The following is a 15,652-nucleotide window of genomic DNA, read 5'->3' on the forward strand; positions in this document are numbered from 1 at the left end:
AAGCAACCTATTGTTGATTCATCAACGCAATTACCTCATTCGGATCATAGGCCGGACACCCACCATGGTACGACGCTACCGTTGCCCCTAATGCACAGGCATAAGCCAACGTAACCGCCGGAGGCGTATTGAGTATCCTGTTATAAAGGAACCCCGCCAGAAAGGCATCTCCGCTACCAATCGTATCCGCTACCGTTACTTTATAACCTGAATGAATATAAAACTCATTATCTACCAATAATGCAGCCCCTTTATCTCCCAATGTTACAATGATAGTTGGAATATTAAATTTCAGGCTGAATGCCCGGGCCCTCTCCTCCATACTTACCGGCAAATCGTACCAATTCCCAACCAGTTCCAGCTCTGCCTCATTGATTTTCAATATCTGGCAATGCTGCAACAACAATTCTACCAGATCCTGTTTAAAATGCGGTGGGCGCAGGTTAATGTCCAGCACCAAGGTTCGGCCGCCATCTAACAATGAAAGCAGCGTACCTTTACTCACCTCATTTCTCGAGGCTAAACTCCCGAATACCAGGTAACCCGGCGTTCCCGCAATTTCCTGCAATCCCGGGGAAGGTTGTATATAATCCCAGGCAACTGGTTGTACAATCTCATATTGCATTTCATTGGTGGCAGCCAGACGGGCATACACCTTTCCCGTTTTATGATCCGGATCTCTCTGTACAAACGTAGTATCCAATTGTAATTGCTGCATAACCTGCCGGAGACCATCTCCATCAGCGTCATTCCCTGTCGCTGATATCATTGCTACAGACACTCCCAGTTTCTGTAGGTGATAAGCCACATTCATAGGGGCCCCTCCCGGCAATTTCTTATCCGGAAGTATATCCCATAATACCTCTCCAAAGCAGGCAACTTGATACGGTTTCATAATTAATCTGTTAAGCTGGCGCATATTAATGATTTTCAGTTAAAAAGCCAGAGCATTGGACAATGCTCCGGAGTTGGCATGTTCAATCTTGGATGTTCTAAGAAAGAATGGTATTCACAATGGATGAAACTTTCATGGATACGATCAAAAATTCCTTTTCCTTTTGAAACATAAACTATCAGTTGAACTCTTCTATCATACATGCTATGAAAACAATCTGATCCCAAAATTTTCCTATTCTCCAATTTAGCCAGCCTCATCTAAACCATTTCATTCATTTTAATTTCCCCATAATCAGTTTGTTCACGCACGCGCCAATCATATTATATTAACCCACAGTGACGCGGAAGACCTTAAAATTAGCTTAAAAACATATTTTTCTCCAAAAAATTTAAACGATCGTTTGATTAAATTAAATGTTTGTTTAACTTTGTACCCACAATTCGGTAGAAGATGGAATACAATCACAAGCAATTAGCAATCCTGGACGCTGCAGAACAACTGTTCGCTTCCCAGGGGTTCCACGGAACCTCTGTAAGGGATATTGCTCATGCCGCTGATGTGAACATCGCAATGATCTCCTACTACTTCGGTTCAAAAGAGAAATTGATTGAAGCAATTTTCCTGAAAAGAATCGTTGGCTGGAAATCAGTTTTGGAAACTGTCCTCACAGATGAGTCACTTACGTTCGAAACCCGCTTCGACAAGCTGGTGGAAACATACGTTGGAAGGATCTTCAATAACCCCTGTTTTAACCTGATGATGATGCGCGCGCAAATTCAGGCTGACCTCGGGGTAAACGACCTGATCCACCAGAATAAACTGGAAGTGTACGGCATTATTAGCGCCTTTATCAAATCAGGACAGGAAAAAGGGGTGTTCAATGAGGGAATCGACATACTGATGATGGTAAATACGCTGGTTGGTACCACCAACCACATCATGTCAACCAGGCATCACTTTGCGAGAATTTCAGGGCTTGAGCATCTTACAGATGATCAATTACAGCAGCACCTTATTACGCATATCAGTAATCATTTAAAAAATTTGTTAAAAGCCATTCTTATCCATGAAGCTTAATAGCACATACAGGCGGTTATGGTCTCTGGCAGTGGGAGTATTGTTGACATTGCCATACCTTGGCAGTCAGGCGCAGGAAAAGAGAACCCTGTCATTGAAGGAAGCCATATCGCTTAGTATTCAGAACAGTAAAGAGTTGAAGCTTAGCCAGACAAAGATAGATGCGGCTATGTCTTCAGTTAAAGAAGCTAAAAATGCGCAATTACCGGAAGCCAGTGTATCCGGTTCCTACATGAGAATCAACGAACCAAATATATATGGTCCGCTCTTAGGTGGCAGCAGCTCAGGTAGCGGCGGAAGTTCTTTCCCTAAAATCAACTCCGTTTCCTACGCTTTGGCCAATGTATCTATTCCGGTTTTCGCCGGCTTTATGATCCAGAGCCAGAAAGAATCTGCCAGATATCTGGCAGAAGCAGCAAGACTGGATGCTGTGAAAGATCGGGAAGCTGTTATTCAAAACACCGTTAATGCTTACAGCAACCTGTACAAAGCTCAGCAGGCTGTTGCACTGGTAAAAGAGAACCTGAGACAACAGGAACAACGTGTTACAGACTTTACCAACCTTGAAAAGAACGGACTGGTAGCCAGAAACGACCTGCTGAAAGTACAACTGCAACAATCTAATGTAGATGTATCTCTCCTGGAAGCTGAAAGTAACCTGAAAATCGCAAGCATCACCATGGATCTGCTGCTGGGCCTCCCGGAAAGCACTGAACTGGAAGCGGTAGCCGATACCTACGATCAGGGCGTGGCAGCAAATAGTAAAGGTGTTGCAGAATGGGAACAGGTAGCAATGACCAACCGCACCGATGCCGCAGCACTGCAGGCCCGTGAAAAAGCTGCTAACGCTGGTGTGAAAGCTGCAAAAGGGAACTACTATCCTTCCGTAGCTATCACCGGTGGTTATGTAGCACTGGATATTCCAAAGGCTTTCGGTGTAACAAATGCAGTAAACGCAGGTGTAGGTGTTAAATATAATGTTGCTTCCCTCTGGAAAAACAGCGCGAAAGTTGATGATGCTAAAATCCAGCTCGCACAGGTACGTGTAAATGAAGAGATGCTGCAGGATAACATTCATATCAGCATCAACAAAGCCTATCAGGATTACCTCGTCAACCAGAAGAAAATCGACATGTACCAGAAAGCAATCGATCAGGCTGAAGAGAATTACAAGATCGTTAAGAACAAACAGGAAAATAACCTGGCTACAACAACCGATCTCCTCGAAGCTGACGTCGCTAACGTACAGGCAAAACTGAACTACGCTTTCGCAAAAGCAGATGCTATGGTGGCTTACTCCAAATTATTGGAAACAGCAGGCGTGCTGAACGAGACTGGTTCAGAAGGAACTACAACTACCGGCACCACAACCACTACCGGTAAATAATTATCACTCAGTAACAACTTATTAATATCATATATCGCATTATATGGAAACGCAATCAAATCAAGCGCCTAAGAAAAAGAACTCCACCTTCATCATCGTTTTAGCCGTGTTGGTAATAGGTGGCGGTGCATTTGGTATCACTAAATATATACACGCCCAACACCACGAAGAAACAGATAACGCTCAGATCGAAGCAAACGTGAGCCCTGTAATTCCCCGTGTTACCGGTTATGTGAAAGAAGTGCGTGTAAAAGATAACCAGAGAGTAAAGAAAGGTGATACCCTCGTTATCCTTGATGACAGGGATCTGCAAATAAAATTAGAACAAGCTGAAGCTGCACTTGCCGCGTCTGAAGTACAGGTATCTGTAGCTGCTGCCAACACAACTGCTGCACGTTCAAACATCGCTTCTTCCTCAGCTAACATCGGTGCTGTAGATGCACAGATCAAAGCCGCTGAAGTAAACGTATGGCGCGCAAATCAGGACTACGAACGTTACAATAACCTGATTAAAGATCACTCTATCACACAGCAACAATACGAACAGGCACTTGCTACAAAGCAAACTGCTGAACGTCAGTTGAAAGTGCTGCAGGAACAGAAAGAAGTTGCTGCCCGTCAGACCAGCGCCGTTGGTTCTCAGGCAAATGCGACCGCTGAATCTATCAACGCCGCCAAAGCCGTTATTAAAGAACGTCAGGCAGAAGTTGACAACGCAAAACTGCAACTGAGCTATACCATCATCCTCGCTCCTGAAGATGGTGAACTGTCTAAAATCTATGTACAGCCAGGTCAACTGGTACAGGCTGGTCAATCTCTGTTCAGCGTTGTATTGTCCAACGATGTGTGGGTTGTCGCTAACTTCAAAGAAACACAGCTGAATAAAATGAAACTGGGCCAGGAAGTAGAAGTACATGTAGACGCTTTCCCAGGTAAATCGCTGAAAGCAAAAGTAACCAGCTTCTCCCCTGCTACCGGTGCCCGTTTTGCACTGCTGCCTCCGGATAATGCTTCTGGTAACTTCGTGAAAGTGGTACAACGTCTCCCTGTAAAGATCGAATTCGAAAATCCATCTTCACAGCAAGAAGTTAAACAACTCCGCCCCGGTATGAACGTGGTGGTAGATGTTCACCTCGACTAATAATTTTCAATCGCCGGTGATCAATTACGAATTACGGGAAATGGACTCACAACAATTACTTCAGACTGGATATAAATACCGCTTGGCTGTAATTCGTAATTGAACATCTGCGCATTGATCACCATAAAATAATTAACATGCAACAAGAGAATCTGGTAGAATATGGTGCCCGTAGGGTCATCATTACAATCACTGCCATTTTTTGCGCCTTGCTGGAGATCGTGGATACCACCATCGTGAACGTGGCTCTGAATGACATGCGCGGAAATATGGGTGCTACCTTGAGTGAAATTGGTTGGGTGATCACAGCATATGCAATTGGTAACGTAATCGTGGTTCCGATGACCAGCTGGTTGTCTCAACAATTCGGTAGACGTAACTACTTCGCAGTTTCTATTATAATCTTTACCATTTCCTCTTTCCTATGCGGTAACGCAGGCACACTGTGGGAACTGGTACTGTTCCGCTTCATACAAGGTGTTGGTGGTGGTGCACTGCTGGTAACTTCTCAAACAATCATCACTGAAAGCTACCCTCCTGAAAAACGTGGTATGGCACAGGCCATCTACGGTTTAGGTGTGATCATCGGCCCTACCCTCGGACCTCCTTTAGGTGGTTATATCGTGGACAACTTCGCATGGCCTTACATTTTCTACATTAATATTCCAATCGGCGTTATCGCTACATTGCTGACCCTTCAGTTCGTACGTAGCCCGAAATATGCAGAGAAGAAGTCAGCAAACGAAATCGACTGGTTCGGTATCGGATTCCTGGCAATGGCCGTTGGTTCTCTCCAATATGTACTGGAACGCGGACAGGAAGATGACTGGTTCAACGATACTACCATCCTCGTTCTGGGTATTACAGCAGTATTAGGGTTCTTCTTCTTTATCTGGAGAGAACTGGTGTATAAAAATCCGATTGTAGAACTGCGCGTACTAAAGAATCCCAACCTCCGGGTAGGTACTTTACTCTCGTTCCTCTTAGGTTTCGGCCTCTACGGATCTACTTTCATCATTCCTTTGTACACACAGGGATTGCTCGGATGGACCGCTACCCAGTCGGGTATGCTCATGATCCCCGCTGCATTGATGACCGCTGTAATGATGCCGCTGATCGGTAAGCTCCTTGAAAAAGGTATACCTAATCAATACCTGGTAGCCGGCGGTATGGTGGTGTTCTTCGTGTACAGCTTCTGGGGATACAAGATCATTACACCCGATACAGGCGCAGATGACTTCTTCTGGATGTTGATGGCACGTGGTATCGGTATGGGGATGCTCTTTATCCCGATCACAGCACTGTCCCTTTCTACACTGAAAGGACAACAGATTGGGCAGGGAGCAGCGTTTACAGGTATGATGCGCCAGCTGGGAGGCTCTTTCGGGGTGGCACTGATCACTACCTTCGTATCAAGACGCAATGAACTGCACCGCATGGACCTGGTAAGTAAACTGGATACCAACAATCCTGATGTGATGAACAGAGTACATTCCGCTACCGCCATGTGGGCAAGCAAAGGAATGGATTCAAAAGCTGCCTTGGGCAGCGCTTATCAGGGACTGGAGTACAGCATCATCAAACAGGCTACAGTACTCTCCTACATGGACGTGTTCCTGTACCTGGGTATCCTGTTCCTCATCTGTGTACCATTCGTACTCATGGTGAAAGGAAACAAACAACAAGGTAAACTAGACGCAAGTGCTATGCACTAAAAGATATTAAAGATATGTTACTAACAGTGTAACAGTTGTAGGTTTAGGTAATGAGCCGGAGTATTCCTACTCCGGCTTTTTTTATAAACTATCAGACATATTAATTTCTATATGCATGTGTGTATAAACTACCAATAATAGTTATTCACATTTTCCATAATTGCCACAAATGTGGAAAAATATACTCGAAGAAATGAGTCTGGATAGTACCTTTGTGCTATCTAATGCCGTGGCATTGGGTTTGCCCCAGATATTATCATCAGAATTGTCATTGTTGAAAAGCAGAAGGACAGTATTGTATAACCAAAGGAAAAAGAACAAAAAAGGAATCCCAAAATTTACCTTTATGAAGAGAATTGCATTTGCGTTTGCTACAATAGGTACAGTATTCGCCGTTTTAGCACAGTATGCTATCACTAACGATTGGGCCTGGTTCCGGGTATTTCATACCCTGGGCTTCATAGGCTACATCCTGATCATTAGTGCAGCCGCCTTCTTCTCCCTGATGTTCATACATCAGCTGTCAAGAGATGAGAAAGTAAGAATGCGCAACCGTTCTATCGATATAGACGGAAGCATTGACGTGTAAACCGGCTGCCGCGCCTTGTTAACCGATGCCATTATTAAAACACAGGGAAATAGTCCGATGGAGGATTTAAATTTTATACTAAAGTTCGAATACAACGGAAAGCCGCACATCCTTGAAGTACGGCCTTGGGTTCAACGTTATAAGATCGCTTTTAAAGTTACAGTAGAAGAACACGAAGTCACATATGAACAGGATGAAGAAGGGAAATTACGTGCTATTAGCGACGAACCCCACTCCTCCAGAGACATTGACAATGGACTGGTTGCCTTTATCGCCGAAAAGATTGAAGCTGCCGTAGCCGGAGAAGAATAGTTATTCCTCCTCCTGCCGCGCTTCTTCTATCAGCGATTGCTCGTCCCACCCTAACCCTGATGGATTAAAACGGGTCGTTCTTTCTCCAGACATCAGCTTTTCCAACTCCTCAATACGTTCCTTCACAGTATTGATATACAGCTTTTTATCATCGCGTATAGCAGATAGACCTTTCATGGCCTTTTCATCCTGCTTACGGAAAGTACCCGCATTTCTATATGCATGATATGCCCTGACTCCCAACATCTGTAGTGCGTCAGCCCCCATACGTAGTGAAGTATCCAGCGTCTCCCTGTAAATATGCAATACCCCCAGGTCCATCAACTCAAAGGTATCCGGTATATTCTCCGCCTTCACCAGCATCTGCAGGTGAGGAAAATGTTTTCGTACTACCCGAACCACTTCCAGCGTCTGCTCTACCGTATCCATCGCTACAATAATGACCTTCGCATCCGCCGCCCCTGCTGATTCCAGCATATCCCTGCGGGCCGCATCTCCATAATATACCTTCACCCCCAGGTTATGCAGCGCATCTACCCTGTCAGAATCCAGGTCCAGGATAGTCGCCTTCACCCCGTTCACCCTGAGAAAGCGCCCTACTATATTCCCAAAACGGCCAAAACCTGCTATGATAATGGGATGCTTCTCCTGGATCTCGTCAGCCTCACGGGTATTATCGGAAGACTTCACACTGAACCTCGGCTGTATCAGCTTTTCATAAACAAGTAACAGCAAAGGCGTCAATGCCATACTGATAGCGACCACCGCCGTGAGGATACTCACCGTAGCCTGCGGCAAAATATTATTCTGGTTGGAAAATGATAACAATACAAAAGCAAACTCCCCTACCTGCGATAAAGCCATCGCAAACAATAGATTCTGCTCTATGCTGATCTTGAAGATCTTCCCTAATCCTAACAATATCAGTGCTTTTAATGCCATTAAACCCACTACAAGACCTAGAATGACCCAGGGTATACTCAATATCAGCCTGAAGTCGATCGACGCACCCACGGCCATAAAAAATAATCCCAGCAGTAATCCTTTGAAAGGCTCTATATCACTCTCCAGTTCATGACGGTATTCGCTATTGGCCAATACCACCCCGCCTAAGAAAGCGCCCAGTGCAGGGCTTAATCCTACCAGTGACATCAATACCGAAATAGATACTACCAGCAGCAGCGAAAAGGCCGTAAATAACTCCCTCACCCTCGTCGCCGCAATAATGCGCAATAATGGCCTTAACAGGTAACGTCCTGCTACCACAATCACTACCACGGCCCCCAGCACCACCATCGTTTGGCCCCATGCAGGTAAATTATCTCTCAGTGAAGATGCACTATGACTACTCCCCTGCGGGCTACCCGCCAGCAATGGAAATACTGCCAGCATGGGAATGACTGCAATATCCTGAAACAGTAATACTGAAAATGCACTTTGCCCCGCCGCTGAAGATAGCTGCCCCTTCTCTTTCAAACTTTGTAGCACAATAGCCGTGGATGAAAGTGATAAGATCATCCCCAGTGCAAGTGCCGCATTCAGCGGCTGCCCCAGCAGCAAGGCTAAGCCTGCCACTGCCGCAGTGGTAAGCAATACCTGCAAGCCCCCCAGCCCCAGTATCGGTGCCCGCAGATTCCAGAGCAATGCCGGTTCCAGCTCTATCCCGATCAGGAACAACATCATCACTACACCGAACTCGGCAAAGTGCATGAGGTCCTGGCCTTCACTACCAATAAAACCCATGAGAGAAGGTCCAATCACTACCCCCGCCAGCAGGTAACCCAGCACAGAGCCCAGGCCCAGCTTCTTGGCAATAGGAATAAACACCACCGCCGCCGCGAGATAGATCATGGTTATAAAAAAGTATGAATGCTCCATAGTTAACGGTCCCTTAAGTTTTCCAAAAATTCTTTGTAACTGATCGCATGTTCACTGATCGCTGTAGCCCCCAATTGGTGAGTACCATACACAACAAACGGATCCAGATATTGCATATTACAAAGCGTAGCCGTCTGCTTGAATGGTAACAGGAAATCTGTCAATGGATGCTGATGCCATCCATCAGCCTGGTAAGCTTCCTCCTTCGTGCCGGCGGAGATCACATTTGTGATCCGTTTACCACGAAGTGCTGTTCCGGTACGGCCATAAGCCCAGCCATGCTCCAATACAAGATCCTGCCATTGCTTGATGATGGCAGGAGCACTATACCAGTAAAAAGGGTGTTGAAATAAAATAATATCGTGTTGCAGTAATAGGCCCTGCTCCTGTCTTACATCGATGTTCAGATCAGGGTATGTTTCGTACAGATCGTGCACAGTCACACCCTGCATACCACGAATAGTGGTCAGCAGCTGATGATGAACCCTTGATTTCTCAAAGGCGGGGTGCGCGAATAGGATCAGAATTCTTGACATAGAAAATGAAAATTACGAATTACGTTTTACAATTCAGGTACATCGATGATTTGTAAAACATAATTCGTAAAATCTATATCTCGTCGCCGGAGTATTCCTGCAACAATAACCTGTATTGATTCAGGATGTTTGATTTAGAGATAAACCCTATCAGTTTATTATTTTCTACCACTGGCAGATTCCATTCTTTTACTTCATCAAATTTCGCAATTACATCCACCACATTGTCATGTAGGCCTATCAGCGCTGGTGGCGCCTGCATCACTTCTTTTACGGAAACGGTATCGTACAGCTGTTGGTTGAACATAATCGGGCGGATACGATCCAGTGTCACAATACCATCCAACATACCTTCCGGAGAAACAACTGCAATGATATTCTGTGTGCTGTTTTTCACCAGCTCAATTAGCTGGCGTAAACTTGCATTCATGTCTATATGTTGAATCGTATTTTCCACCAGTTCTTCAGTACGCAGCAGGGAGAGAATATTCCGGTCATGTTCCCTCGTGAAGATCTTTCCTTCATCAACCAGATGCTTCAACTCCGGCGAGATCGGAGAAAACCATTTTGCCACCAGGAAAGAGGTCGATGATACAATCATCAGCGGTATGAACAGATCATATCCGGAACTGGCTTCCGCAATCAGGAAAATTGCTGTAAGCGGAGCATACATCACACCACTCATTACGCCCGCCATACCTACAATTACGAGATTCGTAACAGGTACATCCCGGAAGCCCAGTTGTGTACACAGCATAGCAAAGAAGAAGCCCAGCACACCACCGGCAAATAGTGAGGGCGCAAAGTTACCGCCGTTTCCACCACTCTGAATGGTAATGGAAGATGCAAATACTTTCAGCAGACACGTACATCCCAGAAATGCCAGTAACACCCAGTTCTTAGCAGGAATATACCGGAAGAAACTATTCCGGATAATCTCATCTGCCTGCCCATTGGCCATCTGCTTAACGCTGGAATAGCCTTCACCAAACAGGGGTGGCATCAGTACGCAAAGGATCGAAATGATCACACCTCCCAATACAGCTTTTTGCAGTGCACTCCATTTAAGCGCATGGAAGAAATGCTCTACTTTCTGTGAAATAACAATATAGTAACGGGCATATAATGCACTTAATAACCCCAGCATGATATAGAAAGGCACATTGTGGTAATTAAATGCCTGCCTGGATTCGAAGTGAAATAATACCTCCTCCTGCAAAATAATTTTGGATAAGAGGCTACCACAGATCGCTGCCAGTATCAACGGCAAAAAATCAGAAAATACCACACCTGTCAACAGAATCTCAAAGGCAAACATCACTCCCGCAATCGGAGCATTAAAAGAAGCAGCAATACCCGCAGTCGCACCGGCAGCCAGTAAAAGCGTCCTTTCTTTATATCCCAGATGATAATTGCGTGCATAGTTACTACCAATGGCGGCCCCTGTTACCGCAATAGGACTTTCCAGACCGGCAGAACCACCTAATCCTACCGTGAGAGCACTCTGCAGGATCTGTGAATACATTTTAACCGGTGGTATCAGGCTGGAGTTTTGTGCAATTTCGTATAGGATCAGTCCTATCCCTTTGCGGGACTGCCCCTTAAAAAATATGATAACAACAAGTGTGGTCAATACGATGCCAAGGAAAGGGAATATAGCGTAGAAGAAGATCTGTGTATTAAAGTGAACTTTGTAGGTAATAAAGTAGTGGATATAGTGAACCAGTGTTTTGAGTATTACCCCTGCCAACCCGGCAACCAGGCCAACCAGGATGCCCGACAGCACAAGGAATTGGTTTCTGTTCATTTTACTGTGCAGCCAGTGGATAATAATCTCATAACTTCTGACCCTACGCATGCTGTACTGCTCAAAATCGCGCTTAAAGCGCAAAAACGAGTGAAACTTCTTTATGTTTTTAAATTGACTCATCGGTTTATTATCATATTTCAATCAACGCATATACCTTATCATTCAAATACGGCCCGCCAGGATGACGTGCAGAATAGTCAAGGTTTATCCAATATTCGCCCTTCATCTCGTGGTAATGGATCTCTTTAATGGGTGGTTGGGGAAACAAAGTTATGATTGCCTGCTTGATTACTTCGAAATCCTCCTTATTGCCGCAGTATAACTCCGGATAAGCATGGCCCTGGATCAATACAATACGACAACGGGCACCAATTGATTGCAGGCAGGAGACCATCAAAATACTATGGTCATCACAATCTCCTCCCAACCCATTCTGAATGGTTTCTTGTGGAGTGGCAAAATATTCGTCTCGTCGGGTATCAGGTACCCAGCGGAAATGTTTGTTAATATATTTAAACAGTGCAAGATAACGGGCAACTTTCCCATACTTGGGGAAATATTCATCAAAATCTTCTACAGAATGGTAAATGGAGAAATTGCGTACCAGGGAATCTTTATAATTCACCTTGTCCCGGATGCCCCTCACAGTTTTATCCCGGTAAGTTTCTACCCGGTGAGGATATAAACTCAGGATATCCAGTTGTTTGTAATTTTTAGCCCCCCAGTTACCTTGTACCATCCCCTTATAGTCGTTCAGCACATTACTGAAGGAGTAATTGTCCGAGAAGTAATTGAAGGATAATACCCCCACCACCAGCACAAAGGCAGGAATGATCAGCGGTTTGAAGATCCAGAGTAACAGGCGTGTAAAGAGGAATGCCGCCAATACAGCCAGGAACATATCCAGGTGCCATCCATCTTCAACCAGCGGAGGTATGTACCGGTTCAGATATGGTGCCAGCGGTATGATTGTCAGTAGGCTCAGCAGGTTGAGCAGAAATTGCTGGAAAGAGGAATATTTACTTTCATCTATGGCCATTACGGTATGCAATAACGCAAAATTATGCCAGATAACGAAAATCAGATGTGAACGGCGGTCAGAAAGCCGCCAGCCCCTTTATTGCCCCCACAGCTTATCAAGCTGCTTAAATGATGTACTGGTCCCGATTAACAGCAGTTGCTGCCGGGTCATGTGTAATTGCTTTTCGGCTTTAAGCGCGGCATATATTTTTTGTAATAATTGCAAAGCCATCAGCATCAGCAATTTCAAATCCATTTTCTGCGCTATCTCCATGGCCGTTTCCGTCAGGCGTATGGCTTTATTTAGCTCATTTTCAATCATATATGCATATCCTTGTATCAGTTTATGCAGGACTTCCAGGTGTCTGCCATTCGTATGATCAAAAGAGTAATTCTTTAGTAAGAGATCAGCATGCCGGCTGATCCTTACAGCTGTCTGTAAATCGCCCTGCCCCATACCGGCATACGACTGCCAGCTCAGCAGGGAGAGCCGTACAGTATCCAGTTTCTGGTATACCAGGGCCGGATAACATTCAAAGATCCGCCGCGAATAATTAGCCATATGGCTATAGTCATTCAGCAACGCAAATGCAAATCCTGAAAACCGGAACACCAGTTCATGCGACACAGTCGGTGCCTGCCGGGTACTGCCATTCAGATAACGCCCGTAATTATAAAGCTTATCCTTAATGCCTTCGTTAACGATACCAAATTTCAGGTATTCATATATAAAGAGGAAGAGATCATAAGGGGTAACCCACAGCTCTTCTTCCGTCATTTCACGTTGTACGATCTTTTTAATAAGATGCAGTTCCTGCTCACACTGTTCAGCATCCAGTTGCAGGAGCGACATGATGAACAAGATACTTCTGATCTTCAGTTTATCCTCCGGCAACTCGGCCAGTTCCAATAACGCTACCAGCACTTTGCGCTTACCGAAATGAATAAAGTTGTCATTCAGAATTTTACTCAGCGGATATTTCTTAAAATAACCATGAGGGAAGATAGATTTCAGCGACATCTCCCTGTTCCCCTCCTGCTGATAATGTACCGCCAGATATTCCAGCAACTGGGATTTTTCAATATCAGACAAAGAGAGATGAAACATCTGCCTGATGCTTTCCTGCTGCCCGTTGTTGATCGCATAGCGCAACATCCATTTGAAAATGCCGGTACGGAAGGGAGAGGAAGGCAGATGTTGAATCACATTATTAAATACAGCTTCTCCCGTCTGATGATGACCCTGAGACACAAAGTGCATGGCCATAAAATACTCCATCAGGAATTGGTGGGCAAAGCGCACCTTTACGTAGAACATGATGTCCTGGCTCAGGTTCTCTTCTACCAGTATATTATCGGAAAGCAGTTCTTTGTAAGCGGAAAATAATTCAGCATTCTTATTCAGCAGTGCACTCTTTTCGGCGTATTGCCCCTTCTTTCCATAGTCCAGCAGCTCCAGCAACTTATTGATAATATTGATCTTAAAGTTGTTGTTGTTTGTGCTGAACACTTTCATCTGCACGAATCGCGAGACCATTTCAAAAAGACTAAGGTGCTCATTAATAAAGGTATTTTCACCGGTATTGAGCTGACAAAAGAGCTGTAAATAAAAAGGGTATCGCAGTTTTTGCAGGAAACTTTCACTGAAAGTACGTACCACAGCTGGATCCATGCGATGGTTGTAGAGTACGGATTTCACTTCCTGCTCCGTCATGCGGGGTATGTTGATATTCGTTTCCTCATCCATTTCCGGCCCCAGGTACCAGTAACGGCCAAAGGGCGGCATGCGCTGATCATTGTGAAAGATCTCTGACCAGGTATTGCTGCGAACGGAAAGGATCACCTTTACCCAAGGGAATTCATCGTTGGAATAGACAAACTCTTCCAGCTTAGTATACATGAGTTTTAGCTTATCACTACTCATAGTGATCTCATCAAATCCATCAATGATGAGGATGAGCCTACCACCAATTTTATCGAAATGTGCTTTGAAATATTCTCTGAAATTTTCGCGCTGTCCCAGATTTAGCTGGTCATCCAGCCAGTTGCTGAGATTAAGTCCGCGAAGAAATAAACTTCCGGCAGCATGTGCATGAATGAACCAGCAAATGTCGTTAGGATACCGGGCTTCTTTGCTGTACCAGAAGTGTTCTACCAGGTGCACAAGTGAAGTGGATTTACCCCATCCGCTTGGCGCAATAAGGGCTGTCGCAGGATACTTTCCTTCCAGGAATCGCTCTATATGTGCAATACTGAACGCCCTTGAAACAGTATTTTGAAAAGGAATGCCCGAGCGATTCTTCAAGGTGACCAAAGTATAATGAGAAACAGCAGCCCCCTTGGTCTTCAGCTCTGCCCATTTACCATCTTTGACCACTTCCCCCGGAGTAGATTGCGTAAAATGCCTTGTCTGGAAATCTTCCCAGTCCTTATAACTGCAATATTGCGCCAGTGTATTTAAAGTATAACGCGAAAAACTATGCTGTGTAACAGCAAACCCAAAAACTCTCTTAAGCGTCGTCTCACTAACCAGTTTGCCGGTTTCATCGGATATAGCAAGCGACAATCGTTTGCAATCACTTGCTGTTACAGAGTCAACGCCAAAACGTCTTGAAACTTCTTTCTGTAGAGTTATGATAAAGTCATAGGAGAGATCTATCATACGGGGACAAGAAATGGATTTTTTGTAAACGGATTTTGGTAATTCAAGGGTAAACTTACGTAGCCAATTTTAGTTTAGATTTTTTGACAAGAAAATGAACAAAATGAACAAATCATATATTAATGAATGTAATTTGAAAAGGGTTGTAAAACATGGTTATAGAATAATCAGCCGGACTTCTGTTTAAAAATATTTTTTATTTGATGCTCAGTTGATTATTAGTACTGCCAACTAAATCAACTGTTAATCACACCTCTACAGTTATGGCTTGATTGAGTTAAAAGGAATGGATAAAAAGATTTTCAAATTGTGCTAATGAATAAAATGAATATCGTTCAAATACTGAACGAAAAGAACAGCTGGTTTACCGCCCTATCAACATAAATTCGTACCGTATTCTGACCGATGGGTTTTAAAATTGTGTGTTCTTAATGTATCAACCGAATCAGATTACCCCTTTTTTGACCATATCATCTTTATTGCTGCCTCCCCTTCATGACCGTGCCAATGCATAGACTCATACATACATGCGCTGTGCTCCCCGTTGAATGGTCGCTCCCTGGCCGCCATCTTCAATGTGATGCATCGCTCACCTGAAATCCTGGAAAAACGAGAATGGAAACAATA

Annotated in this window: 12 protein-coding genes; 6 read left to right on the forward strand and 6 right to left on the reverse strand. The window is 44.5% G+C overall.

Annotation, left to right across the window (positions count from 1 at the left end):
- Nucleotides 1–7: 7 nt before the first annotated feature.
- Nucleotides 8–895 carry a carbohydrate kinase gene (locus ABDW33_RS09175; protein WP_343689759.1) on the reverse strand — a complete coding sequence of 296 codons (888 nt, stop codon included), beginning with the start codon at nucleotides 893–895 and terminating at the stop codon, nucleotides 8–10.
- A gap of 453 nt (nucleotides 896–1,348) precedes the next feature.
- On the opposite strand from ABDW33_RS09175, the gene ABDW33_RS09180 reads away from it, so the two are divergent.
- The 6 genes from ABDW33_RS09180 (at nucleotide 1,349) to ABDW33_RS09205 (ending at nucleotide 7,119) form a co-directional block, all read left to right on the forward strand.
- Complete coding sequence (locus ABDW33_RS09180; RefSeq protein ID WP_343689760.1) at nucleotides 1,349–1,975, forward strand: TetR family transcriptional regulator; 627 nt, start codon at nucleotides 1,349–1,351, stop codon at nucleotides 1,973–1,975.
- On the forward strand, nucleotides 1,965–3,362 hold the full coding sequence (locus ABDW33_RS09185) for a TolC family protein (protein WP_343689761.1): 1,398 nt from the start codon (nucleotides 1,965–1,967) through the stop codon (nucleotides 3,360–3,362). The genes ABDW33_RS09180 and ABDW33_RS09185 overlap by 11 nt, the downstream gene beginning before the upstream one ends.
- A 43-nt stretch (nucleotides 3,363–3,405) precedes the next feature.
- On the forward strand, nucleotides 3,406–4,503 hold the full coding sequence (locus ABDW33_RS09190; RefSeq protein ID WP_343689762.1) for an HlyD family secretion protein: 1,098 nt from the start codon (nucleotides 3,406–3,408) through the stop codon (nucleotides 4,501–4,503).
- 137 nt (nucleotides 4,504–4,640) lie between these two features.
- Nucleotides 4,641–6,218, forward strand: a complete 1,578-nt coding sequence (locus tag ABDW33_RS09195; protein ID WP_343689763.1) for a DHA2 family efflux MFS transporter permease subunit — start codon at nucleotides 4,641–4,643, stop codon at nucleotides 6,216–6,218.
- Between the two features lie 169 nt (nucleotides 6,219–6,387).
- The gene (locus ABDW33_RS09200) at nucleotides 6,388–6,807 is read left to right on the forward strand and encodes a hypothetical protein (RefSeq protein WP_343689764.1); all 420 of its coding nucleotides are present in this window, start codon (nucleotides 6,388–6,390) and stop codon (nucleotides 6,805–6,807) included.
- Between the two features lie 15 nt (nucleotides 6,808–6,822).
- The gene (locus tag ABDW33_RS09205; RefSeq protein ID WP_343689765.1) at nucleotides 6,823–7,119 is read left to right on the forward strand and encodes a hypothetical protein; all 297 of its coding nucleotides are present in this window, start codon (nucleotides 6,823–6,825) and stop codon (nucleotides 7,117–7,119) included.
- Here ABDW33_RS09205 and ABDW33_RS09210 read toward each other — a convergent pair whose 3' ends face one another.
- From ABDW33_RS09210 to ABDW33_RS09230, 5 genes are all read right to left on the reverse strand, one after another.
- Nucleotides 7,120–8,970 carry a monovalent cation:proton antiporter-2 (CPA2) family protein gene (locus ABDW33_RS09210; protein ID WP_343689766.1) on the reverse strand — a complete coding sequence of 617 codons (1,851 nt, stop codon included), beginning with the start codon at nucleotides 8,968–8,970 and terminating at the stop codon, nucleotides 7,120–7,122.
- Between the two features lie 29 nt (nucleotides 8,971–8,999).
- Nucleotides 9,000–9,533 (reverse strand): NAD(P)H-dependent oxidoreductase, encoded by a 534-nt coding sequence (locus ABDW33_RS09215; protein ID WP_343689767.1) that lies wholly within the window; start codon nucleotides 9,531–9,533, stop codon nucleotides 9,000–9,002.
- Nucleotides 9,534–9,606: 73 nt separating this feature from the next.
- Complete coding sequence (locus tag ABDW33_RS09220; RefSeq protein ID WP_343689768.1) at nucleotides 9,607–11,340, reverse strand: chloride channel protein; 1,734 nt, start codon at nucleotides 11,338–11,340, stop codon at nucleotides 9,607–9,609.
- Between the two features lie 133 nt (nucleotides 11,341–11,473).
- Nucleotides 11,474–12,382: a transglutaminase-like domain-containing protein gene (locus ABDW33_RS09225; protein WP_343689769.1), complete on the reverse strand. Its 909-nt coding sequence runs from the start codon at nucleotides 12,380–12,382 to the stop codon at nucleotides 11,474–11,476.
- 78 nt (nucleotides 12,383–12,460) lie between these two features.
- On the reverse strand, nucleotides 12,461–15,025 hold the full coding sequence (locus ABDW33_RS09230; RefSeq protein ID WP_343689770.1) for a hypothetical protein: 2,565 nt from the start codon (nucleotides 15,023–15,025) through the stop codon (nucleotides 12,461–12,463).
- Between the last annotated feature and the right edge of the window lie 627 nt (nucleotides 15,026–15,652).

It is taken from the genome of Chitinophaga sp. (assembly GCF_039596155.1).
Classification (GTDB): domain Bacteria; phylum Bacteroidota; class Bacteroidia; order Chitinophagales; family Chitinophagaceae; genus Chitinophaga.